Annotated in this window: 25 protein-coding genes; 8 read left to right on the top strand and 17 right to left on the bottom strand. The window is 66.1% G+C overall.

Annotated features, from left to right (window positions below; translation table 11 throughout):
* Window positions 1-19: 19 nt before the first annotated feature.
* Entirely contained in the window at window positions 20-1,756 is a 1,737-nt protein-coding gene (locus tag ACZYZF_RS11185; protein WP_463835698.1) for a GMC oxidoreductase, read from the bottom strand.
* Between the two features lie 220 nt (window positions 1,757-1,976).
* Here ACZYZF_RS11185 and ACZYZF_RS11180 point away from each other — a divergent pair, with 220 nt between their 5' ends.
* Window positions 1,977-2,858 carry a hypothetical protein gene (locus tag ACZYZF_RS11180; protein ID WP_463835697.1) on the top strand — a complete coding sequence of 294 codons (882 nt, stop codon included), beginning with the start codon at window positions 1,977-1,979 and terminating at the stop codon, window positions 2,856-2,858.
* Between the two features lie 80 nt (window positions 2,859-2,938).
* On the opposite strand, the gene ACZYZF_RS11175 is transcribed toward ACZYZF_RS11180, so the two are convergent.
* Together ACZYZF_RS11175 and guaB are read right to left on the bottom strand one after the other, a co-directional pair.
* Window positions 2,939-4,066 (bottom strand): GuaB3 family IMP dehydrogenase-related protein, encoded by a 1,128-nt coding sequence (locus tag ACZYZF_RS11175; RefSeq protein WP_463745287.1) that lies wholly within the window; start codon window positions 4,064-4,066, stop codon window positions 2,939-2,941.
* Between the two features lie 38 nt (window positions 4,067-4,104).
* A complete protein-coding gene (gene guaB / locus ACZYZF_RS11170) occupies window positions 4,105-5,646 on the bottom strand; it encodes an IMP dehydrogenase (protein ID WP_463744837.1) in 1,542 nt (513 codons plus the stop codon).
* A 158-nt stretch (window positions 5,647-5,804) separates the two neighbouring features.
* Between guaB and ACZYZF_RS11165 the strand changes: the two genes are divergently transcribed.
* Window positions 5,805-6,209 carry a DUF5319 domain-containing protein gene (locus ACZYZF_RS11165; protein WP_069404784.1) on the top strand — a complete coding sequence of 135 codons (405 nt, stop codon included), beginning with the start codon at window positions 5,805-5,807 and terminating at the stop codon, window positions 6,207-6,209.
* On the opposite strand, the gene ACZYZF_RS11160 is transcribed toward ACZYZF_RS11165, so the two are convergent.
* From ACZYZF_RS11160 to ACZYZF_RS11150, 3 genes are all read right to left on the bottom strand, one after another.
* Complete coding sequence (locus tag ACZYZF_RS11160) at window positions 6,200-7,378, bottom strand: anti-sigma-D factor RsdA (RefSeq protein ID WP_463835695.1); 1,179 nt, start codon at window positions 7,376-7,378, stop codon at window positions 6,200-6,202. The two genes, ACZYZF_RS11165 and ACZYZF_RS11160, sit on opposite strands and share 10 nt — an antisense overlap.
* Complete coding sequence (locus ACZYZF_RS11155; RefSeq protein ID WP_463744839.1) at window positions 7,371-7,949, bottom strand: sigma-70 family RNA polymerase sigma factor; 579 nt, start codon at window positions 7,947-7,949, stop codon at window positions 7,371-7,373. Before ACZYZF_RS11155 ends, ACZYZF_RS11160 begins: the two co-directional genes overlap by 8 nt.
* Before the next feature lie 101 nt (window positions 7,950-8,050).
* Window positions 8,051-8,848: a hypothetical protein gene (locus ACZYZF_RS11150; RefSeq protein ID WP_463835694.1), complete on the bottom strand. Its 798-nt coding sequence runs from the start codon at window positions 8,846-8,848 to the stop codon at window positions 8,051-8,053.
* A gap of 435 nt (window positions 8,849-9,283) precedes the next feature.
* Between ACZYZF_RS11150 and ACZYZF_RS11145 the strand changes: the two genes are divergently transcribed.
* Complete coding sequence (locus ACZYZF_RS11145; RefSeq protein WP_454788825.1) at window positions 9,284-9,574, top strand: WhiB family transcriptional regulator; 291 nt, start codon at window positions 9,284-9,286, stop codon at window positions 9,572-9,574.
* Between the two features lie 73 nt (window positions 9,575-9,647).
* Here ACZYZF_RS11145 and ACZYZF_RS11140 read toward each other — a convergent pair whose 3' ends face one another.
* Entirely contained in the window at window positions 9,648-10,010 is a 363-nt protein-coding gene (locus ACZYZF_RS11140) for a DoxX family protein (RefSeq protein ID WP_463745288.1), read from the bottom strand.
* Between the two features lie 77 nt (window positions 10,011-10,087).
* Between ACZYZF_RS11140 and ACZYZF_RS11135 the strand changes: the two genes are divergently transcribed.
* From ACZYZF_RS11135 to ACZYZF_RS11125, 3 genes are all read left to right on the top strand, one after another.
* A complete protein-coding gene (locus tag ACZYZF_RS11135; protein ID WP_463835692.1) occupies window positions 10,088-10,954 on the top strand; it encodes a sigma-70 family RNA polymerase sigma factor in 867 nt (288 codons plus the stop codon).
* Window positions 10,955-11,045: 91 nt separating this feature from the next.
* Window positions 11,046-11,474 carry an OsmC family protein gene (locus ACZYZF_RS11130; protein WP_463835691.1) on the top strand — a complete coding sequence of 143 codons (429 nt, stop codon included), beginning with the start codon at window positions 11,046-11,048 and terminating at the stop codon, window positions 11,472-11,474.
* Between the two features lie 42 nt (window positions 11,475-11,516).
* Window positions 11,517-11,924, top strand: coding sequence for a nitroreductase family deazaflavin-dependent oxidoreductase (locus ACZYZF_RS11125; protein ID WP_463835689.1), 408 nt, complete (start codon window positions 11,517-11,519; stop codon window positions 11,922-11,924).
* On the opposite strand, the gene ACZYZF_RS11120 is transcribed toward ACZYZF_RS11125, so the two are convergent.
* The 7 genes from ACZYZF_RS11120 to ACZYZF_RS11090 form a co-directional block, all read right to left on the bottom strand.
* On the bottom strand, window positions 11,893-12,696 hold the full coding sequence (locus ACZYZF_RS11120; RefSeq protein WP_463835688.1) for an enoyl-CoA hydratase: 804 nt from the start codon (window positions 12,694-12,696) through the stop codon (window positions 11,893-11,895). The two genes, ACZYZF_RS11125 and ACZYZF_RS11120, sit on opposite strands and share 32 nt — an antisense overlap.
* Window positions 12,693-13,727: a zinc-binding dehydrogenase gene (locus ACZYZF_RS11115; protein WP_463835687.1), complete on the bottom strand. Its 1,035-nt coding sequence runs from the start codon at window positions 13,725-13,727 to the stop codon at window positions 12,693-12,695. Before ACZYZF_RS11115 ends, ACZYZF_RS11120 begins: the two co-directional genes overlap by 4 nt.
* 249 nt (window positions 13,728-13,976) lie before the next feature.
* The gene (locus ACZYZF_RS11110) at window positions 13,977-14,756 is read right to left on the bottom strand and encodes a bestrophin-like domain (RefSeq protein WP_463835686.1); all 780 of its coding nucleotides are present in this window, start codon (window positions 14,754-14,756) and stop codon (window positions 13,977-13,979) included.
* Between the two features lie 37 nt (window positions 14,757-14,793).
* On the bottom strand, window positions 14,794-15,156 hold the full coding sequence (locus tag ACZYZF_RS11105; protein WP_463835685.1) for a heme-binding protein: 363 nt from the start codon (window positions 15,154-15,156) through the stop codon (window positions 14,794-14,796).
* A gap of 44 nt (window positions 15,157-15,200) precedes the next feature.
* A complete protein-coding gene (locus ACZYZF_RS11100; protein WP_454788815.1) occupies window positions 15,201-15,533 on the bottom strand; it encodes a hypothetical protein in 333 nt (110 codons plus the stop codon).
* A gap of 391 nt (window positions 15,534-15,924) precedes the next feature.
* Entirely contained in the window at window positions 15,925-16,518 is a 594-nt protein-coding gene (locus ACZYZF_RS11095) for an HD domain-containing protein (protein ID WP_463744847.1), read from the bottom strand.
* 11 nt (window positions 16,519-16,529) lie between these two features.
* Window positions 16,530-17,981, bottom strand: coding sequence for an FAD-binding oxidoreductase (locus ACZYZF_RS11090; RefSeq protein ID WP_463835684.1), 1,452 nt, complete (start codon window positions 17,979-17,981; stop codon window positions 16,530-16,532).
* 148 nt (window positions 17,982-18,129) lie between these two features.
* Here ACZYZF_RS11090 and ACZYZF_RS11085 point away from each other — a divergent pair, with 148 nt between their 5' ends.
* Window positions 18,130-18,795, top strand: a complete 666-nt coding sequence (locus tag ACZYZF_RS11085; protein WP_463835683.1) for a DUF6891 domain-containing protein — start codon at window positions 18,130-18,132, stop codon at window positions 18,793-18,795.
* Window positions 18,796-18,873: 78 nt separating this feature from the next.
* Window positions 18,874-19,419 (top strand): hypothetical protein, encoded by a 546-nt coding sequence (locus ACZYZF_RS11080; protein WP_463744850.1) that lies wholly within the window; start codon window positions 18,874-18,876, stop codon window positions 19,417-19,419.
* On the opposite strand, the gene ACZYZF_RS11075 is transcribed toward ACZYZF_RS11080, so the two are convergent.
* From ACZYZF_RS11075 to groL, 3 genes are all read right to left on the bottom strand, one after another.
* Window positions 19,382-19,861: an SRPBCC family protein gene (locus ACZYZF_RS11075; protein ID WP_463744851.1), complete on the bottom strand. Its 480-nt coding sequence runs from the start codon at window positions 19,859-19,861 to the stop codon at window positions 19,382-19,384. The genes ACZYZF_RS11080 and ACZYZF_RS11075 overlap by 38 nt on opposite strands.
* 57 nt (window positions 19,862-19,918) lie before the next feature.
* Complete coding sequence (locus tag ACZYZF_RS11070) at window positions 19,919-21,415, bottom strand: adenylate/guanylate cyclase domain-containing protein (RefSeq protein ID WP_463744852.1); 1,497 nt, start codon at window positions 21,413-21,415, stop codon at window positions 19,919-19,921.
* 65 nt (window positions 21,416-21,480) lie between these two features.
* Complete coding sequence (gene groL, locus ACZYZF_RS11065) at window positions 21,481-23,100, bottom strand: chaperonin GroEL (RefSeq protein WP_463835682.1); 1,620 nt, start codon at window positions 23,098-23,100, stop codon at window positions 21,481-21,483.
* Between the last annotated feature and the right edge of the window lie 34 nt (window positions 23,101-23,134).

The following is a 23,134-nucleotide window of genomic DNA, read 5'->3' as shown; positions in this document are numbered from 1 at the left end:
ACCCGGAAGGGGCCGGTTGCTAACCGGCGGAATTGACCGGCTCGATCGGCAGCCGCCGCAATCCACCAGGAGCCTCGGCAGGCACCACGGGATGCTGCGGCGCGATCGGCGCCAGTTTCCGGTACGGCTCATTCTGCGCCGGACGCTGGTCATCCTCGCCCTTGTTCGGCCACAACGACGCCGCACGCTCGGCTTGTGCCGTGATCGACAACGACGGATTCACACCGAGGTTCGCCGAGATGGCCGCGCCGTCCATGACATACAGCGTCGGATAGTTGTAGACGCGCTGATACGGGTCGATGACGCCGTGCTCGGCGCTGTCACCGATGGCCGCGCCACCGAGGAAGTGTGCGGTGAGCGGGATGTTGAACAGCTCGCCCCAGGTGCCGCCCGCGACTCCGTCGACCTTCTCCGCCATCCGCCTGGTGAACTCGTTGCCCACCGGGATCCACGTCGGATTCGGCTCGCCGTGCCCCTGTTTCGACGTCATCACCCGCTTGCCACCGGGCCCGCGCTTGGTGAAGGTGGTGATCGAGTTGTCCAGATGCTGCATCACCAGGGCGATGACCGTCCGTTCACTCCAGCGGGCCGGGTTCAGCAGCCGGATCAGCAGCCCTGGCCGCTCACGGCCCTGGTCCAGGAACTGCCGCCAGCGCGGCACATCGGTGCCCTGCGGCCCGGTGCCGTCGGTCATCAAGGTCTGCAGCAGCCCCATCGCGTTGGAACCCTTGCCGTAGCGCACCGGCTCGACGTGGGTGTCGGCGGTGGGATGCACCGAGGAGGTGATGGCCACACCGTGGGTGAGATCCAGATCCGGCGGCACCGTCAGGGTCTGGGCGCCAACGATGGACTCGGAGTTGGTGCGGGTCAGTACGCCGAGACGCGAGGACAATTTTCCGAGTTTTCCCGAGTCCCGCACCTTGAACAACAGCTTCTGGGTGTTGTACGTACCGGCCGCCAGGATCAGATGCGATGCGGTGAAGGTCTTACGTCTGCGCCGCAGCTTGCTGCCGGTACGGACGGTGGTGACCTCCCACAGACCGTCGGCGCGCTGCTCGAAACTCGTCACCGTGGTCATCGGATGCACTTGCGCCCCAGCGGATTCCGCCAGTCCCAGGTAGTTCTTGACGAGCGTGTTCTTGGCGCCGTGCCGACATCCGGTCATGCATTCGCCGCATTCGATACACCCGGTGCGGGCCGGTCCGACACCGCCGAAGTACGGGTCCGGCACTGTTTTGCCCGGCGTCATCTCACCGTCGGGCCCGAAGAACACACCCACCGGCGTCGCGACGAACGTGTCACCGCAACCCATATCGTCGGCGACCTCTTTGACGATGCGGTCCGCGTCGGTGAAGGTCGGGTTCTTGACCACGCCGAGCATGCGCTGCGCCTGGTCGTAATGCGGCATCAACTCGGCGCGCCAGTCGGTGATGTCCTTCCACTGCGGATCGTTGAAGAACGGCTCCGGCGGTACGTAGAGGGTGTTGGCGTAGTTCAGCGATCCGCCGCCCACGCCGGCACCGGCCAGGATCATCACGTTGCGCAGCAGATGGATGCGCTGGATGCCGTACATGCCCAGTTGCGGGGCCCAAAGGAACTTGCGCAGATCCCACGAGGTCTTGGCGAAGTCGGCGTCGGTGAACCGCTGGCCGGCTTCGAGTACACCGACCCGATAGCCCTTCTCTGTCAGCCGCAGCGCACTGACGCTGCCGCCGAACCCCGAACCGATCACCAAGACGTCATAGTCAGGCTTCATGTGTTCAGTATGACGCTACCCACAGGTAACTTCTAGACAGGAAGCCCTAACTTGTAAAGACGCGTTTCTCGCCGAGCAGACGCAGACTCGCACAAATCAGGCCGCGGTAATGCGATTCTCTGCCTGCTGGGCGAGGGTGCGTTATCCACACCCCGAGGTTCATCCACATTCGACCCAAGTGGTGGAGCTGAGCACCCCGTGGGCGACGCAGTATTCGATCGTGACTGCAGCGGCTCTGTTGGATGGACTGGGCGGATTCGCCACGACTCAGCAGCTCCTGACGGTGCTGACGCGCCAGCAGCTGGACGTCCAGGCGCGCAAGGGCACACTCGTCCGCGTTTGGTACGGCGTGTATGCCGCGTCTAAACCAGATCTGATGGGGCGCCTGGCCGCGCTCGACCTCTACATGGGCGGCGAGGCGGTCGTGTGTCTGGGTACCGCCGCCGCGCTGTACGGATTCGACTTCGAGAACACGACAGCCATTCACATCCTCGATCCGGGCGTCCGCATGCGACCGACCGTCGGCCTGATGGTTCACCAACGGCTTAGCGCTCCACTACGCCGAGTTTCCGGACGACTCGCCACGGCACCCGCGTGGACTGCGGTCGAAATTGCGCGGCAACTACCGCGGCCAAGAGCACTCGCCGCGTTGGACGGGGCACTTCATTTGTCGCTATGCAGCCCCGCCGACCTGGACAAAGCAGTACGCGAGCAGCGCGGTCGGCGCGGCATCGTCGCAGTACGAGATCTCCTCCAATATGCCGACGGCCGAGCCGAATCCGCGATGGAAAGCGAATCGAGGCTGGTCATGATCGATCACGGCCTACCACGTCCTGAACTCCAATATGAGATCCACGGCCGAAACGGCGAGACATGGCGAGTCGATTTCGCTTGGCCCGGCGCACGGGTGGCCGCGGAGTACGAGGGGCTCGACTGGCACTCCGGACCCGTCAAGATGATCGAGGACAAGGTCCGGCTGGCCGGCATCCAAGAGCAGAGATGGACGGTGATTCCGATCGTCGCTCAGGACGTCCGGAGATTTCCGGACCGGCTGGCCGACCGGATCGCTTATCACCTCTCGGCTGCAAGGCTGGCCGGTTGAGCTGGCGAGCAGACGCAGACTCGTACAAATCAGGCCACGGTAATGCGATTCTCTGTCTGCTCGGCGTCAATGCGCAGCGATCAGCTCCCGACCGAGAGCCCCACCTTCTGGAACTCCTTGAGATCGCAGTACCCGGCCTTCGCCATCGACCGCCGCAGGCCGCCGACGAGGTTCAACGAGCCGAACGGGTCGTCGGACGGTCCGGTGAGCACCTGCTCGAGACCCGGCCGCTCCCCGACTGCCACCTGAAGGAGGGCGCCGCGCGGCAACGACGGGTGCGCAGCCGCGGTCGGCCAAAACCATCCGGCGCCCTGAGCCTCGGCAGCCACCGCCAGCGGCGTGCCCAGCACGACGGCGTCGGCACCGCAGGCGATCGCCTTGGCCAGGTCTCCGGACGTGTGGATGTCACCGTCGGCCAGCACGTGCACGTACCGGCCGCCGGTCTCGTCGAGGTATTCGCGACGGGCGGCCGCCGCGTCGGCGATCGCCGTGGCCATCGGCACGCTGATGCCGAGCACCTCGTCGCTGGTGGTGACACCGGCCGTGGAGCCATAGCCGACGATCACGCCGGCTGCGCCGGTACGCATCAGATGCAGGGCAGTGCGATGGTCGAGCACGCCGCCGGCCACCACCGGGATGTCGAGCTCGGAGATGAACGTCTTCAAGTTCAACGGCTCACCATCGGACGCGACCCGCTCGGCCGAGATGATGGTGCCCTGGATGACCAGCAGGTCGATCCCGGCGGCTACCAGCGTCGGGGTCAGCGCCTGGGCATTCTGCGGGCTGACGCGGACCGCGGTCGTCACGCCGGCCTCACGGATACGCGCCACCGCCGCGCCCAGCAGCTCGGGGTCCAGCGGCGCGGCATGCAACTGCTGAAGCATCCGGATCGCCGCCGAATCGTCAGGTGCCGACGCAGCGACATCCAGCACCCGGGCGATCTTCTCCTCGACATCGGCATGCCGGCCGATCAGCCCCTCGCCGTTGAGCACGCCGAGCCCGCCGAGCCGACCCATCTCGATCGCGAACTCCACCGACACCAGGGAATCGGTCGGGTGTGCGATGACCGGGACCTCGAAGCGGTAGGCATCGAGCTGCCACGCCGTCGAGACGTCCTTCGACGATCGGGTGCGCCGCGAGGGCACGATCGTGACGTCGTCGAGCTCATAGGTCCGGCGGGCGGTTCTGCCCATGCCGATTTCAACCATGTCGCGCATGACTGTTCTTAGTCTCCTGCCCCACCGGTTCAGCGGGTGTAGTAGTTGGGGGCCTCGACAGTCATGGTGATGTCGTGGGGGTGGCTTTCCTTCAACCCGGCTGCCGTGATCTGAACGAACTGCGCCTGCTGCAACTGCTCGATGGTCGCCGAGCCGGTGTAGCCCATGGCTGCCCGCAACCCGCCCGTCAGCTGATGGATCACCGACCCCAGCGGACCGCGGAACGGCACCCGACCCTCGATGCCCTCGGGCACCAGCTTGTCCTCGGAGAGCACATCGTCCTGGAAGTAGCGGTCCTTGGAGTAGGACTTGCCACCGCCGCGTCCCTGCATGGCACCCAGTGAACCCATGCCGCGGTAACTCTTGAACTGCTTGCCGTTGACGAAGATCAGGTCACCCGGTGACTCGGCGGTGCCGGCCAGCAGCGAGCCCAGCATGGCCGTCGACGCGCCGGCCGCGAGTGCCTTGGCGATGTCGCCGGAGTACTGCAGGCCGCCGTCGGCGATCACCGGGACGCCGTAGGGGCGGCAGGCTGCCACCGCCTCCAAGATGGCGGTGATCTGCGGGGCGCCGACACCGGCGACCACACGGGTGGTGCAGATCGAGCCGGGGCCCACACCGACCTTGACCGCGTCGGCGCCCGCCTGCACCAGCGCGGAGGCGGCGGCCCGGGTCGCGACGTTGCCGCCGACGACTTCTACGCGGTCACGCACGGTCTGCTTCAGCCGCGCCACCATGTCGAGCACGCCCCGGTTGTGGGCGTGGGCGGTGTCGACGATCAGCACGTCGACTCCGGCGTCGACCAGTGTCATGGCCCGGGCCCAGGCATCCTCCCCGACGCCGACGGCGGCGCCGACCAGAAGCCGGCCGTCGCTGTCTTTGGTGGCCAACGGGAACTGCTCGGTCTTGACGAAATCCTTGACCGTGATCAGGCCGGTCAGCTTGCCGTGGCCGTCGACGATCGGCAGCTTCTCGATCTTGTGGCGACGCAGCAGGCCCAGTGCAGCCTCGGCGGACACCCCTTCTTGCGCGGTGATCAGCGGCGGTTTCGTCATCACCTCGGCGACCGGCTTGTTCTCGTCGACCTCGAAGCGCATGTCGCGGTTGGTGATGATGCCAACAAGCTGCCCGGCCTCATCGACGACCGGGAGACCGGAGATCCGGAACCGGGCGCACATCGCGTCGACCTCGGCCAGGGTGTCGGTCGGCGAGCAGGTGACCGGGTCGGTGACCATGCCGGCCTCGGACCGCTTCACTGTCTCCACCTGGGCGGCCTGTTCGGCAGCGGGAAGGTTGCGGTGCAGCACACCCATGCCGCCGGCGCGGGCCATGGCGATGGCCATCCGCGATTCGGTGACGGTGTCCATTGCCGAGCTCACCATCGGCACCCGCAGACGGATGTTCCGGGTCAGCTGGCTCGAGGTGTCAGCGGTGGCGGGGACCACATCAGAGGCAGCCGGCAGCAGCAGCACATCATCAAAGGTGAGACCGAGCATCGCGATCTTGGTGGGATCGTCGCCGCCGGTGGGGACCGGTACGGCGATGGGAACGCTGCTTTCAGCGATCGACATGGGTGGGGCCTCCAGTGGCAGGCGTGGGGCTTGTAACTCGATTCTATCGGCTCGGATATCGACAGCGATGTTGCCGCTCCTTGCACCTCAGGGCGCAGATCACGGCGCGCATCAGGACGGCTGGCGCGATGGGAGTACGGCTGCGTAGTGTGGGACTCGTGCGTGACCACCTCCCCCCTGGTTTGCCGCCCGATCCGTTTGCCGATGATCCTTGCGATCCTTCTGCTGCGCTGGACGCGATCGAGCCGGGCCAGCCTCTGGACCCCCAGGAACGGACGGCTGTCGAGGCTGATCTAGCCGATCTCGCGGTGTACGAAGCGCTGTTGGCACACAAGGGAATTCGTGGCCTCGTCGTGTGCTGCGACGAATGCCAGCAGGACCACTACCACGACTGGGACATGCTCCGCGCCAACCTGCTGCAACTACTTGTCGACGGCACCGTGCGCCCGCACGAGCCGGCCTACGATCCCGAACCCGATGCCTACGTGACGTGGGATTACTGCCGCGGCTACGCCGACGCATCGCTCAACGAGGCGACGTCGGAAACCGACGGCTACCGCTGAGAACCGCCTAGCCCCGGCAACAGGGGCACCTCGATCGCCGGCATGGCCGGTCCTTCTCCGCCGTGCCCGCCCGACTGGCTTCCGTGACTTTCGCCACTGCCGGTCTCCGCGGGCGCGGCCGGCGTCGTGCGCGCCGGCGGTGCTGAGGGCACAGATGTCGGCTCCACGGACGGTGCGACCGTCGTCGTGGTCGCCGGAGGTACTTCGACCACCGGCGCCGACGAGGTGGTCGGGGCCGACGTCGTATGCGTCGCCGACGACTGTGTGATCGGTGACGAGGGAGCTGTCACCGGCGCCGGGGCGCTCGTCGTCGGCTCGGCACTGCTAGACGGTGTCGGTGCCGCGGTCGAGGAGGACGGGGTCGACGGCTGGGTCGACGTCGGTGCGGACGTCGGGTTCTCCGACGGCGACGTCGACGGCGTGGACGTCTCCGAACCCGGGCTGGGCTCCGTCGGCGACGTCGATGGCCCGGTCGTCGGTGTGGACGTCGGAGTCTCCCCTGGCGTGCTCTCGGACGGGGTCGTCGTCACCGTCACCTCGGGCAACACCACCGGCGGCGCATCGGGCGGCACGGTCGCATTCGGGTCGCGGTTCTCCACCTTGACCGACAGCTGCTGCCACTGGTCGACGAGCTGCTGCTTGCGCTGCTGGTCGTCGACGGTGGCAACAGTGGTGGTGATGGTCTGCAGCTTCTGCTGGGCCTGTTCCCACTGCCCGTCGTCGATCAGCTGCTGGACTTGTTTGAGCTCGCTCGACGCCAGCTCGACCCCCACGTCGCGCGTCACCGGCGCCGACCCGAAGACCAGTCCGCGCACGCCGTAGAGGGCATCGCCGGGGCCGGAGCCGTACACGGCCGCCCCGAATCCACCGAGGCACAGCACGGCCGCGGCCATCGATCCCACCAGCGCCATCGGGAAACGTACCCGCCCCTGCGCGGTGGCCTTGTCGAGCGCTTTGACGGCCTCACGCGGCGGCGCGATACCCGACATCGGGGTGCGGCGTGCGTCATCGCGCCACCCGGCCAGCAGGACGGCCAGTTCGGCTTCCTCCCGGTCGGTCGCATAGACCTGATGCTCGAGGGACAGCGCCTCGATGAATTTCTCGGACCGGTTGATCTCGTTGAGGGACGGATCACCACCATTTGAGGTCCAGCGGCCGAAGTCAGGCATGATCCCGCCCCGTCGCCATGATCTCGTTCTTCAGCCTGGCCAGTGCGCGGTGCTGGGCGACACGTACGGCGCCGGCGGTGCTCCCGACGGCCTCGGCGGTCTCCTCGGCGCTCATCCCGACCACGACACGCAGGATGAGGATCTCGCGCTGCTTCTCGGGCAGCACGGCCAGCAGCCGGGCCATTCGTTCAGAAGATTCGGTGTCGAGAGCGGATTGCTCGGGCCCCGTGTCAAGGGAAAACCGCTCGGGCACCACGTCGGTGGGCTCGGCACGGTTCCTGGCTGCCGCGCGATGCGCGTCAGCAACCTTGTGCGCAGCGATGCCGTAGACAAAGGCCAGGAACGGGCGTCCCTGATCTTTGTAGCGCGGCAGCGCCGTAATGGCGGCCAAGCACACCTCCTGCGCAACGTCATCAGCTGATAGACCACTGCGCTCGGTCGCCCCCACCCTCGCCCTGACGTACCGAACGACGATCGGCCGAATGATCTCCAGCACTTCCGAGAGCGCGTTTCGATCACCTGCCACTGCCTCAGCAACGACAACGTCGAGACGGTCTCCCGAACTTGTCATCGTGGGCGATCTCTCCAGCGTTACGTTGCACCGACACTCGCGGCGGATTGGCTGAGCTAAACAATAACGATCAATGGGGCGGTGCCCTGCCGGTGCCGCGCTCAGGCGCCGGCCCAGACCCCGCCTCTGCGACGCACTGTATCGGCGCTGAGGTCCCGGATCCGGCTGATTTGGGCAGCGTCGTGCGTGCTACTTCCGATGTCGGCCAGCACGCAGGCCAGGGCCCAACGCAGCGGAATCAGCCCGGATTTCTCGGTGGCCGGCAGGGCCGCGTCGGCGACGTCCCGGGCAGCGTCGAGTTCGCCGGCGCTGCACAGCGCTGCGGCCAGCACGACTTCGGATTTGACGGCGTGGCGCGTCGAGCTGTGTCCGGCCGCCGCGGCGACTCCGCAACGGGCATGCTGGACCGCCGTCACACCGTCGCCCTGAACCATCGCCAGTTCGGCACCTACCCACGACAGCCGGATCCGCTGTCGCGAGCCGGCGGGAGTGTCGATGGCGCGCGCCCGGTCGAGCAGTCGGGCCGATACGGCGAACCGCCCGACCCCGAGGGCGTCCGCGGCGAGCCCGACGAGCGCGTCGGCGGCGGCCTCGTCGTCGTCACCGCGGTGAGCCCACGCCTGACCGTCGGCGCCACGAGCGCGCGCGTGCCCGCCCAGCTGGCGGAGAAACGACGCGCGGGTGCTGTGGGCAATTGAGACCAGCGGACCGGAATCCGGGCTCCGCAGGATCGCGGCGAGCTCGGTGAGCGCACAGCTGTAGCGCCCCTGCCCACCCGCGGCGACAGCCCGCAGCCAGCGCTCGTGCGGAGTGGCCGCGCTGGGCAGCGGCCAGCGGCCCGGATCGGCCCCGAAAGCAGCGTCAGCCAGCGTCGAGGCAGCAGGTGCGGATGTCGTCATCGGTAGGCGACGGTATCAATACGGAACGATTCGAGGGCCCGTGGGAACCGGATACCGGCGGAACCGGGTATTGAATATTGCGCTATGCGCATTAGTTAACAATTGATGGCTCGAATGTTAATGGCGTGTCAACTAACTGTCGATTGCCCGGAATTGCATACAACGCCCCAGCCTGGCCCAACAGGGAAAACCGCAAGACCTCTAGCAGATCCTCATCACCGATGTCTCCGTCACCGCGTCACAATGATGAACGTGATGTAAATTCTCGACCTGCGGTTATGTCCTTTGGCACACCGCCAAGGTATTGACTCGCTTTATTCGGTCCCCCTAGTTTGTGTGCACGAGCGGTCATCGGCGACATGTGCTCAGTTCGGTTCCACCGACTCATACCCGCCCACTTTTGGCGAAATGGGCGAGCAGAGAGGGGTTTTCCAAATGCCGCAGCCGCAGCAACTTCCCGGACCCAACGCGGATATCTGGGATTGGCAAATGCAGGGACTTTGCCGTGGAGTCGATTCGTCGGTGTTCTTCCATCCCGACGGCGAACGTGGACGCGCCCGGGCGCAGCGTGAGGTGCGCGCCAAGGAGATGTGCCGCAGTTGCCCGGTGATCACCCAGTGCCGCTCCCACGCGCTCGCCGTCGGCGAGCCGTATGGCATCTGGGGCGGGCTGAGCGAGGCCGAGCGTGAGCTTTTGCTCAAGCGGGGCATCCGCCGCAGCGCCTGACTCCACAGCAAACTTCACACTCCGAACTGCAAAGGCTCCGTCCCGCGAGGGGTGGGGCCTTTGCAGTTGGAGGTCAGCCCGCCGCGAAGGCGCCCAGCGCCAGCACCGCGAGCACGAGGAACGCGGCCGGGAAGGCAATGTTGTAGAACACCCGCGCGCGGATGTGGGTGATGAGGGCACCGACGAAGAACGCGATCAGACCGATCGCGGCGGCGACGCCGAGCGGCGGGAAAGCCCACAGACCCACAAGCAGTCCGACGGCGCCCGCGCCTTTGAGCAGCCCGAGCGTCGGTACCCAGGTCCGCGGGACGCCGACCTCTGCAGAGTTGGCCAGTACGAAGCGGGCCCCGACGAGGTCCGCGAGTGCCATCGCCCCATTGGCCGCGATGGCGATCGCGACGATCACGGCCGCGATCGTGCCGAGTTGTAGGGTCATGATGGTCGTCTCCCATGTTCGGTTGCAGCGGTGGTGGTTCACCTTGATGACGTTTCCCACGCCCGAAAGGTGACGCTGTGACCGACCTCGAGGCCCTCGCCGCCCGATTCGAGGAGGATCGGCACCACTTGCGCGCGGTCGCCCATCGGCTACTCGGTTCGGTGCACGACGCCGACGATGCGGTCCAGTCCGCGTGGCTGAAGGTCAGCCGGCGCGGCATCGCCGACGTGGGCAATCCGACCGGCTGGTTCACCACGGTGACCGCGCACGAATGCCTCGACCGACTGCGGGAGCGGAAACGGCGTGCCGAGGTCCTCGGCGCCGACGAGCCGCCTCCCACTGCCGTCGCCCCCGCCGCCGACGAAGAGGTGACCATGGCCGAGTCGGTGGGCCGCGCCCTGCTCGTGGTGCTCGACCGGCTCTCCCCCGCCCAGCGGGTGGCCTTCGTTTTGCACGACGCCTTCGCGGTGCCGTTCGACGACATCGCCGCACAGCTCGATCGCACGCCGACGGCTGCGAAGAAACTGGCCAGCCGGGCCCGGGAGCGGGTGCATGGTGCGGCCGTCGCGGCTCGCCCCACCGCCGAGCACCTCGAGATCGCTCGGACATTCCTGGCCGCCTCGCGAGAGGGCGACCTCGATGCGTTGTTGGAGATTCTCGATCCCGACGTGGTGCGCCGCGTGGATCGCGTGCTCGTCGGCGGACACCTCCCCGTCCAGCTGCGCGGCGCCCGGGAGTTTGTCGAGGAATCCAAGATGTTCGCCGCGACAGCGCGGGGCGGTGAGGTCGCCGTCCTCGACGGCGCCGCGGGTATCGTCATCGCACCCGCAGGCCGGCTGAAGTCCCTACTGCGCCTTGACATCCGTGACGGACGGATTCACGGCATCGACATCATCGGCGACCCGGACCGCCTGGCCACGGTCGACGTGAGGTTGGTGGGCTGAATTCTCTCGATTCTCTCGCGAGCAGACACAAAACTGCCCAAAAATCAGCATTTGGAGGCAGTTGTGTGTCTGCTCACGGAGACTCGTGGGCATGACAACAGACGTGACCGTGGCCGAAACAGGCGCCGGTACCTACACCCAACAGATCACTGTCGGGCGCCACGAATTCATCGCCGACGAACCCCTCCCCGTGGGCGACGATGCCGGCCCCAATCCCTATGACCTGGTGTTGGCCGGTCTGGGCGCGTGTACGTCGATGACGGTGCGGATGTACGCAAACCGCAAGGGTTGGCCGCTTGAGCAAGTGCGAGTGACGTTGCGTCACTCACGTATTCATGCCAAAGACTGTGCGGACTGTGAAACCACCAAGGGCATGCTCGATCAGATCGATCGCGAGATCGAGCTGATCGGCGAGCTCGACGAGACGCAACGGCAGCGGCTCATGGACATTGCCGAACGTTGTCCCGTGCATCAGACCCTGACCTCGTCGGTCCACGTCACCACGACCGCGATTTCGTGATCTCACTGCACCGTTGCGCTGCCCAGGCGTAGGAAGGAAACCATGGCAGACAACTGGAATGACAACATCATCGCCGAGTTTCGCGCCAACGGCGGCAAGGTCGGCGGCCCTTTCGAGGGGGCAACGCTGCTCCTGCTTCACACCACCGGCGCCAAGTCCGGCAAGGAGCGCGTCAACCCGGTCATGGCATTCGACATCGACGGGAAACTCGCCATCGTCGGCTCGTACGCGGGTGCTGACGTCGACCCGGCGTGGCTGCACAATCTGCGCGCGCATCCCGATGCCCACGTCGAGATCGGCACCGACGCCTACGACGTGCATGCCCGGGAGATGCCGCTGGCCGAGCGCGACTCCGCCTACCCACGCATCGTCGAGAAGGCCCCGGGATTCGGGGAGTACCAGACCAAGACCGCCCGGATCATCCCGGTGATCGAATTGCAGCGCCGCTGAGGCCCGGCCACGCCGGGGGGCGCTTGTCGATGAAGGCCTGCACCCCCTCGAGGGCACTCGGGTCCATCATGTTGCAGGCCATCGTCTGCCCCGCATCGGCGTAGGCGGACTCGATGTCGACGTCAATCTGCCGGTAGAACAACGCCTTCCCCATCGCGACCGCGACGCGGGGCTTCGCCACGATGCTCGCGACCAGCACCTCGATCTCGTCGTCGAGGGCCTCGGCCTGTGCCACGCGGTTCACCAGTCCCAGCGCGCAAGCCTGCTCGGCGGAGATGAACTCGCCGGTCACCAGCATCTCGAATGCGACCTTGCGAGGCACGTTGCGCGACAGCGCGACTCCCGGGGTTGCGCAGAACAGCCCGACGTTGACACCGCTGACCGCGAAACGGGCATCCCGAGCTGCCACCGCGAGATCGCACATCGCGACAAGCTGACAACCCGCTGCCGTGGCAAGCCCCTGGACCCGCGCGATCACCGGCACCGGCAGGCGCTGGATGGACAGCATCACGTCGGTGCACTGTTCGAACAATTGCTCGTAGTACGCCAGTGACGGCTCGGCCCGCATTTCCTTGAGGTCATGCCCGGCGCAGAAGGCCTTGCCCGAAGCGCCGAGGATCACGGCCCGCACTGTCTCGTCTTCGGCCAGTGCATCAATGGCCTCACCCAACGCGTTCAGCATCGCCTCCGACAGCGCGTTGAAGGCTTGGGGGCGGTTGAGCGTGAGGGTGACGACGCCACGATCGTCACGATCGTGCAGCAGCAGAGTCATGGCTCGATCAACACCTTGAGGGCCTCACGGTCGGCCATGGCGCGGTAGCCGGCGGGGGTGTCGTCCAGGCCGATGGTGCGGTCGAAGACCCGACCGGGCTCGATGGTGCCGTCGAGAACATCGGGCATCAGTTCCTCGATGTAGGCGCGGGCCGGTGCGACGCCGCCGGTGAGGGTGACGTTACGGAAGAAGGTTCCGAAACCCATTGGCACCTCCGTGTATTGAGACACCCCCAGCCGGCTGACGCGGCCACCGGCCCGCACCGCATCGAGGGCGGTGGCGAGCGACGGCTCGGTCCCGACGCATTCGATCACCGCATGCGTCCCGTCACCACCGGTCAATTCACGGATCCTCTCGACGGCTTCATCACCACGTTCCGGTACCACGTCGGTGGCGCCGAACTCGCGGCCCAGGTCGGTCCGGACGGTGTGTCGTCCGTTCAGGATGATCTGCTCGGCGCCCAACCGCTTGGCGGCCAGCACCGCGCACAACCCCACCGCACCGTCACCGATGACGGTCACCGAAGATCCCGGCCCCACCCTGGCAGTCACCACGCCGTGGTGACCGGTGCAGAAGACGTCGGACAACGTCAGGAGGGAGGGCATGAGCGCGGAGTCCTGCGCTACCGGAAGCTTCACCAGCGTGCCCTGCGCCTGCGGAACGCGTACGGCCTCACCCTGGCCGGCATCGACTCCGGGGGCGCCCCACCCTCCGCCGTGGCGGCACGACGTCTGTAATCCCTCCTGGCAGAAGTCACAGGTGTTGTCCGCCCATACGAAGGGCGCCACCACCAGATCGCCGCGACGAAGCCCGGACACGTCGGCACCGACGTCCTCGACGATGCCGATGAATTCGTGGCCCATCCGCCGGCCGCCGTCCTTGTGCGGCATGGACTGGTACGGCCACAGGTCACTGCCGCAGATACAGGCGCTGGTGACGCGCACGATTGCGTCGGTCGGCTCCTTCAAGGTCGCGTCGGGCACGTTCTCGACCCGCACGTCACCGGCTCCATACATCACGGTTGCTCGCATGTTCGGTTCCTTCACTCGTTCGGGTGGCAAGTGAGACACATCGTCTTCGAGGCTAGGCCGGTGGGCAAGGCCACGGGACTGAAAGGGCAGCCCTACACGGTTCGTGCACATGACCCAGACCGCCGGTGACGTGCCCGTCGATTGCCAGGACTCTCCCTGACGGTCCCCGTTGACGAGCTGCCTTTTCAGAACCAACAGGAAATCTATGGGATGGAAGAACTTCCGGTCACATGGCGACCTTCGCACCGTCTACTTGCCTTGATCGACGCCGTCGAAGACCTGCACCGCGTAGTCGAGCAATGCCGGCGTAACGCCAAGCTGCTCCCCGAACGGATGGTCCAGCCAGAAGATGAGGAACAGCAGCAGGCCGAGCAGGATGGCGATCGCGCTCGACAGAATCATGTGACTCACCGCATTGCCGAGGTGAGTAAAGCCGATGAGCCCGATGAGAAGGACAGCCCCGAACAGCAGACCGCTCCACAGCAGACCCGGTATCCGAGGCTTCGCATCCAGGACTCTCGTGTTCCGTTGCGATGTCAAGACATTGAGCTGATCGCGAATCTCCGCGTTGACCGGGTGGGCGGTGGGGCCTTCCCGACCCAATACGCGGTACATGTCGGTGATCGCCCCTCGCGCCGAACCACTCGCGACAACGCGTTGCCGCGTATCCCACTCGGCCTGCGCGGCGACGGTGTAGGTACGCAGCAGTCCCCGGATTCGCACCTGCTCAGGCCCCGGCAGGCTCACCGATTGCCGGTACATCGTCGCCAGAGTCGATGACTCATTGGTGACGTTCTCCTCCGCCGAGGAGAACTGCTCCCATGCGACGACAACCGTGAACCCCAGCAGCGTGCCGTAAACGAGGGCAACGGTGGTCAGAAACGGTGACAGTGTGCCCGTCTGCGTCTTGACGCCCGGCCGGTACACGGTCTTGTTGGCAATCCAAACACTCACGACAGCCAACAAGACCGACCCAGCGAGAACCACGGCCAGAAACAACCACAACCCCGGCAGGCTCAAGCCGCCCATCGCTCACCTCGGCCTCGGGCCAACGAACATCAAATCATCAGGGAATCGCGGGAAGTCCGCAGCGCTGTCGGAAGTCGGCGCCCGGTTGCCTGATGCGGGCGAGGTCGTCCTGCACGGCGGGATTGGCCTCCAGGTAGCTTCGAACCTGTTTTCCGATCTGATCCTTCGGTTGGCCCTTGAGACTGGTGAAGAAGTCGTTGGTGTCAGGGTGAGCGGTCAGATAATTCGAGGTCTCGAAGGAGACACCCGACATCACGCGCGCCATTTCAGCGGCCGTGCACGGCGGCGGGACGGGTGGATCTGCCGCGGCCGCCCCAGCAGTCAGAAGTGTCAGGCCGGCGAACACACCGGCACCGATCGCGGCGCCGGCTGCGCGCCGCGTGAGACGTGAGAGCGACATGTTGGCTCCTTCAGCAAGTTGTCCACGGTTCATGACGTAGCTCCTCAACGCGGTCCGATGCCGCCACCGCCACCCGGACGGCCGGGGCCGCCCGGACCACCAGGCCCACCTGGGCGGCCAGGCCCGCCCGGATCCCAGGCGACATCGAGATCCCACCCGGTGTCGCAATACCAGTCGTAGTCACAGGGATAGGGCACGACCGGTGTTGCTGCTCGTGGCACGCCATCTGCACCGCGCACGTCTCCCTGCGCACAGACCGTGGCATAGCCCGAACTTGTGCATTCCGCCTTCGCCGGAGGTGCTGTGGTGGTGACGACCCCCAACGGGACCATCGCCGACAGCAGTCCCAAAACCAGATAGCGCTGTGGTGTTCGCACGCCCGCCCCCTTTGTCAGTTTGGTCGGGGTCCACCCATATGCACGGATTTATACCGCACTACCAGCGAGTATGTAGAGTATTGACGCCCATGACGGTAATCGCGCCGCCTCCTTCTTGACTCGGAAAGCATGCGAGCACGCTTTCTCTTTGCGTCGCAACCGATTTCGATCAGGGAATCTCGCGGATGCAGTAGACCTTGCCGTCCACACGCTGATTGCGCTGCCCTTGATTGGTCACTGCGACGAACATCCCGGTCCCGAACACCGGTATCGAAATCGCTTGTGTGTCTTGCGGTCCGAAGGTGCATTGGCGGCCACGCACGCACGAGTAGTCCGCTACACCTCTCTTGGGCGGAGCACGTGAAATCGACTGCGCCGGAGATTGAAGCGGCTACGCCAAGGTGTCCAAAGGATTGGCTCTGATGCGTTCGGCACCATTGTTGGCCACCGATACGGCAGCGGCGCCACCCGGTTTGCGCCTCGCCTGATCCTCGAAGCACGCAATGAATTCACTGCCGAAACCTTGCCTGGGATAGCGCGCGAATATCTCCAGCCTCGTCTCGGTGGGGAACTCCTCTGGCCGGCGACCGGCGACGTCCCACGCAGTGGCGACCTGCAGGAGGTGGGACTCGGGATCGGCAGAAGCCGAAACGTCGTCGCGCATGTGCAGAACGATGATCTCGGTCGCCCTGGCAGCCCGGTCCGCGGGCCAACCGGCTGCCACCCCGAACACCCAGGCCAGGTCACCGCCCGCCACCTCGAACTCGACTCGGTGGCTGTCGAACGGGTCGGTCAAACCGAGGTCGTGCAGCATCGCCGAGACGTAATAGAGCTCGTCGTCGAAGGCGATGTCGTGCGCGGCGGCATACTTCACGCCCCACAGATACGAACGCGCACAGTGGTTCAACAAGGCGGGCGTGTAGAAACGGGTCGCCACCGCAAGTGCGGCCACGGCCGCCGGGGTCTGCGGAGACTTCTCGTCCATGGCGGCCTCTCTCAGAAGTTCAAGCCCGAGAACATGATCCGGCCCGGGTCATATTTCTGCCGGGTGGCTGCCAAGCGGGACAGGTTGGCACCGAAATACCGCGACGCGGGCTGGTTCGCTTCGAGATAGTTGACGTAGCCGCCGGCCGAATACGGTGCCACCGCCTGGTGAGCGGTGTTCAGCCAATTGGCCGCCGCCGCAGGTGAACCGGAAGTTTCCACGTACCACTGCACCAGCGCGGACTGCCGCCGCCACGGAAAGGCGGTGTCACCCGAGCCCACGGTGGCCAACGCACCATCGAGTGCGTGCATGATCACGATCGGGCGGCCCGCCCCTGCAGGGAAGGCGTTGAACGCCGCGGCGATTCCCTGGGCTGCGGCCGGGGTGATCGTCGGGAACACGTCGGATCCACCGACATAGCCGAGCGGCGACGGATTGAGATTGTCGGCGGCCAGAAACTTCACCAGATCCAGGTAGTTGAATGTGCGGTTCTCGGTCCCAGCCGGCTGCAGCCCTACTGCCTTGATCACAGCAGCTCCCACGCTGTTGCCCGACCCGGCGGGACACGTCGCCAGGATGCGGCAGTGCGCGCCCTGCGGATCGGTGATGGTGTCGGCCAGCGCCCAGCTGTTGCGGTCGGCGGTACGCAGCCAGTTCTGCCACCCGAGAAGGACCTGCGCGAAGGCCTCCAACGGGAAATGCAGGCCGACGACATCCACGTCGCTGGTAGGGAAGGTGGCGAAGGTCAGCGCCGTCGTCACCCCGAAATTACCGCCACCTCCGCCGCGCAACGCCCAGTACAGATCCGGATGTTCGTTGGCCGACGCCGTGACACCGGCACCGCCGGGCAGCACCACGGTCGCCGAGACCAATTGATCACTCATCAAGCCCGCGTGCCGCGACTGGGCGCCCAGCCCACCGCCCAGAGCGTGTCCGGCAGCGCCGACCGTCGGGCAGGTACCCGTCGGGATCCCCCGGCCGGCTCCGGCCAGAGTTTGGTGGATCGCGTACAGACCGGTCGCGGGTGTCACCGTGACCCGCCCGGTCGCCGCGTCGTAATTGATATCGCCGGGCAGTTGGCGCAGGTCCATGACCATCGTGCCGTTCGCCGTCGACGCGCCCACATAGGAGTGCCCGCCGCCGCGTGGAGCGACCTTGAGGTTATGTGCCGCAGCGAATTCCATCGCCCGCTGCACGTCGGCCGCCGTTGCCGGGGTCACCACCGCAGCGGGCGTCAGGCCGTTGAAGTTGGTGTTGAAAACACTTTTGGCCGAGGTGAACTGCCCGCCGTTGTCCGGCAGGACCACTTTCCCATTGATGGCGGCGGCGAGGTCGCCCCAGCCGGCCGGCTCGGCACTGGCCCGGCCCGACCCGAATACCGCGCCGACGGCCAATGCCCCGACGGCCCCGCGCAGGAACGTCTGACGCGAGACCCCGCGCGGCGACTCCCGCGGTTCCGTCATGTCCGAATTGTGGGCTACGTGATGTGAAAAACCGCACTGCCGCATGACGTGTCGTGATCTCGGTCCGATACCGATTCGGTTCCGCCGTTACGATCACCACCGCCGGGCGATCGCCCGGTTCCGACAGCACATCTGGAGGCCCAGCGCAGTGAGCGCACCGTCGAACCCGAACGTGATCCCGGTCCACGCCGCACTCCCCGACCTCGCGCTGGACGCGGACGACCGCGCGACCCTCACCTCCGAGATCTGGGGAATGCTCGTCACCGGCAACGACGATGTCGAGGAGTTCCTCGACAACTACGCCGGCGATTACCAGCTCACCGACGAGCAACTCACCGACGCCTTCGCCGCTCTGCGCGAGGCGAGGCTGCGCCAGCAGACCGAGATCGGCGACTACCGGTCGCGGACCCAGGCGGCGTTCGAGGAGCTCAACACCAACGGCGTGGTCGCGCGGGCCGACTTTTCCTGCTGCGGAACCTGCGCGTCGGCCGAGATCGGCGATGAGCGCGACGACACCCGCCATTGGACCGGGTTCATCTACTTCCACAGCCAGGACACCGATCGCCTGATCGAGGACGGCTCCACCTACATCGGCTATGGAGCGTTCGAGCCCGAGAACTTCGACGAGGACGCATACAACCGGCTCAGCGATCAGGCGAAGGAGGACCTGTATTTCGGTGACGTGGTGCGGATGCTCGACGAGGTCGTCTTCCCCATCGTGCGTCGCCACGGCATCGAGCCGGAATGGAATCGGGACCTGGGGACACGGGTGCTGCTCACCAACGCCGACTGGTACGCGCCTATCGAGAGCTGACGATCTGTAACTGTGGCGATGGGTGAGCCGAAATACAATTCAACACCCGTGAAGGGTGCCCGAAGGAGGGGGACCTCAATGCCGAACGATCGCCGCCGGGCGAAGGCGCTCATCGGTGCTGCCACAGCAGCACTGGCGATCCCCGCCGTCCTGAACGTCGCCCCAGCCCACGCGGCTCCGCTGCCCGGATTCTGCGTGCCGCCCAACGTCGTCGACAACGTGTGCACTGCGCGGCTGACATCGGTGACGGCCGATGTCATCGACGGGACGATCACCGGGACACCGGTCGGCGGCAGCACGGCGATCACCCTTGCCGGACAAGCAGATGCGTACCTGAAATCGGCCGGATTCGGCGAAACACCGCCGGATCCGGTTCAAGAATGGGACACCGAGATCGACAAGGTCGGCAGTCTCGACACCTCCCCCTCCAACCCCAATTGGTACGGCAACGCGAAGGCGAGGGTCTTCCTGCCCAGGACGCTGAATGACCTGGCTACCAAGTTTCCTGCGGAAAGCATCGTGGTCCGGTTCGTGGCTGACGACACACGGCAGGACGCGGTCCGACTGGTATCCATTCAGCCCACGGCTACGTCCGATCTTGCGCCAACCCGGCCAGGTGCTTGAGCGAGTTGTCCAGATGCTGCCGGTCGAACGGCGGGAACTCGATCTCTTCGCGAAGTGCGGGCGGCACCGCCGACCAGTCGTATGTGAGGGTGACCTCGGTCCGGTCGTCACCGCGCGGCTCAAGGTCATAGCGCCAGATCCAGCCGCCGAACTCGATGGCGGCGTCGTCAGCGCCTTGGCCGGGCAGCCATGCGATCGCTTGCGGCGGCTCGAAAACCTCGACCCGGTTGGCCATCTCGTAGTGCATGCCGCCGTAGTTGTCGTGGTACATCGCCATCCGGAAGATCTGCCCGGTTTCGGTCAGCGGCTTACCGTCAAGCGACTCGCGCACCCAGCCGGTGCCATCGATCGCCTGATGAGTGGTCGGGTCGGCCAGCACCGCGAACACGGTTTCGGCCGGCGCATTGATGGTGCACGTGGCGCTCATGGTTTCGTCAGTCATACCCCTACCGACCGGCGGCGGTTCACAAACTCATCGCGCAGGCTCGGCGCAGTGGGGCTATGGGCTGAGCCCGAACACCTTCACCGCGGCTGACTTGCCCTTCAGCTCGTGAAACCCCCGGTCGGTGAGTCCGGGTGGGCGCACGTCCAATGCGTCGGCGGTCGACTGGGTGAGCAGGATCGAATCACCGGTCGTCTTGGTCAGCTGCTCGACACGGGCGGCCACGTTGACGGCGTCGCCGATCAATGTGAATTCCAGCTTGCCTCCTCCACCGATGGTCCCGGCGATCACCACACCGGTGTTGATGCCGATCCCGATCCGAAGCTCACCACCGAATCCCTCACTGACAACCCGATGAATCAGCACGGCGGCGCTCACCGCCGCATCGGCATGACGCGCAAGGACGTTCGGTGCTCCGAAGACCGCGAGCGCACCGTCGCCGAGGAACTTGTTCACATGCCCACCGGCATCGACGACCGCGGGCACCACGATCTCGAAGAGCGCGTTGAGCCGGGCGACGGTGTCCTCGGCACTGTTGGTCTCGGCGAACGGGGTGAAATCGCGGATATCGACGAACAACACCGTGACGTCCCGCCGCTCACCGGTGAAAATGTCGTCACCCTGCTCGAGTAGCCGCGCCGCCAAAGCCGGATCGACATAGGTCCCGAACGCGGCCTGAAGCCGTTGCCGCTCAGCCAAACCCGCCTGCATGCGGTTGAACGACGCCGAGAGTGCACCCAGATCGTCGTCCTGGACTACAGGCAGACGTTGGCTGTAGTCGCCGGCGGCAACACGCTCAGTCCCCTGTGCAAGGTCGCGGATCGGTCGCAGGAAGGGCGACGTCACCATGACCGCTATCGGCCCGGCAATCAGCATCAACGCACACCCGATCACGACGGAGACAACAGGGTCCTGGCGGGCGCGGTCGATCGCGGACGCGGTAAGCGCGGTCCCGGTGCCGAACGCGAGTGCCATCGCGAGCATGGTGATGTTGGACCACGCGGCAAAAGTCGGGTGGGAGCGCGGCAGCGAGTCGCCAATCCCTGTGTCACCGGCGATCTCGGCCCGCACTGGCCGCAGCGACCCCTCGCTGAAGCTGTGCACACCGATCACTCCGATCGCCGCTCCGTATACGGCACCGAAAATCGCGTACTGGACCAGCCGCCACCCGGACGCGCCGGCGATCGCGGCGACACCAACCCCGACGCAGGGCGCCCAGACGACATCGGTTGCGAGTGCTCGGGCTGCTGTCTTGCGCCCGTAGCTGAAGGTGGCACGGAGCGCCTCCATCGGATCGACCTCGTGGCCTGCCGCCCACCTTTCGATCAGACGCAACGGCTTCGAGCCCGGGAGCACCAGCAGGTAAACCCGCAGCAGCATGGCGGCAAAAGCGACGGCGACCGCCTCGATGTAGCGATCGGATCCTTCGAAGGCGACGATGACTATCGGGTAGGCGACGTAAACCGACAGCCCCGCAAGGAAGACCAGTACGCAGATCGCCCAGGAGTACACCGGCCCATACCGATCCCACACCCACTGAAAGATCCGGTCCATGTCGAAACAAAACACCCCCGGCCTGATGGCCGGGGGTGTTTCGGACTACTCCTAGCGAACTACTTCTAGTGAGCGTGGCCGTGATGGCCGTGCCCGTGATCTTCTTCTTCGGCAGGCTTGTCCACGATGGCCGTCTCGGTCGTCAGGATCATGCGCGCCACCGATGCGGCGTTGAGCACCGCGGAGCGGGTCACCTTGACCGGGTCCACGATGCCCTCGGCGACCAGATCACCGTAGGTCAGGGTGGCGGCGTTGAAGCCCTGCCCGTTGGGCAGCTCGCTGACCTTGTTCACCACGACCGAACCGTCCAGGCCGGCGTTGGTGGCAATCCAGTACAGCGGAGCCGACAGCGCCGAGGAGAACACGTCGACACCGAGTGCCTCGTCGCCCTTGACCTCGCCACGCAGCTTGTCGAGGGCCCCGCGGGCCTGCACGAGGGCGGCGCCACCGCCGGTGACGATGCCCTCCTCGACGGCAGCCTTGGCCGCCGAGACGGCGTCCTCGACCGCTTCCTTGCGCTTCTTCAGGTCGGTCTCGGTGGCCGCGCCGACCTTGATCACCGCGACGCCGCCGGACAGCTTGGCCAGCCGCTCCTGCAACTTCTCCCGATCCCAGTCCGAATCAGTGGACTCGATCTCGGCCTTCAGCTGCTTGACGCGATCGGCGACCGCGTCCTTGGAGCCGCCACCATCGACGATCACGGTGCTGTCCTTGGTGACCACCACGCGGCGGGCGGAACCCAGCACGTCCAGACCGGCCTCGCGCAGCACCAGGCCCACATCGGGGTTGACAACCTGGCCGCCGGTGACGACCGCCAGATCGTCCAGGAACGCCTTACGACGATCACCGAAGAACGGCGCCTTGACGGCGACGGCCTTGAGCGTCTTGCGGATGGCGTTGACGACGAGCGTGGACAGGGCCTCGCCCTCGACGTCCTCGGCGATGATCAGCAGGGGCTTGCCGGCCTCGGCAACCTTCTCCAACAGCGGCAGCAAGTCGGGCAGCGAGCTGACCTTGTCGCGGTGCAGCAGCACCACCGCGTCCTCGAGCACTGCTTCCTGCGAGTCGAAATCGTTGACGAAGTAGGCCGAGATGAAGCCCTTGTCGAAGCCGACGCCCTCGGTGACCTCGAGCTCGGTGTTCAGCGTCGAGGACTCCTCGATGGTGACCACACCGTCGTGGCCGACCTTGGTCATGGCCTCGCCGACGAGCTCACCGATCTGCTCGTCACGCGAGGACACCGTGGCGACCTGCGCGATGGAGTTCTTGTCCGACACCGGGGTGGCCGCGGCCAGCAGGGCCTCGGACACCGCGTCCGCGGCCTTGCCGATACCCAGGCCCAGCTCGATCGGGTTGGCGCCCGCCGCGACATGGCGGAGCCCGGTCTTGACCAGGGCCTGAGCCAGCACGGTGGCGGTGGTGGTGCCGTCGCCAGCGACGTCGTTGGTCTTGGTGGCCACCGACTTCACCAGCTGGGCGCCCAGGTTCTCGAACGGGTCTTCCAGGTCGATCTCGCGGGCAACAGTGACACCGTCGTTGGTGATCTGTGGTCCACCGAAAGCCTTGGCCAGCACCACGTAGCGGCCGCGGGGACCCAGGGTCACCTTGACCGCGTTGGCCAGCTTGTCGACACCTGCTTCCATGGCACGGCGCGCAGTCTCGTTGAACTCAATCTGCTTGCTCATAGATGTCTTTCTGCTTGAGAACGCATACCGCCCC

The sequence above is a fragment of the Mycobacterium sp. IDUB_24 genome, assembly GCF_055419385.1.
Note: the sequence above shows the minus strand (reverse complement) of the source record. Positions and strands in the feature narration are given on the sequence as shown.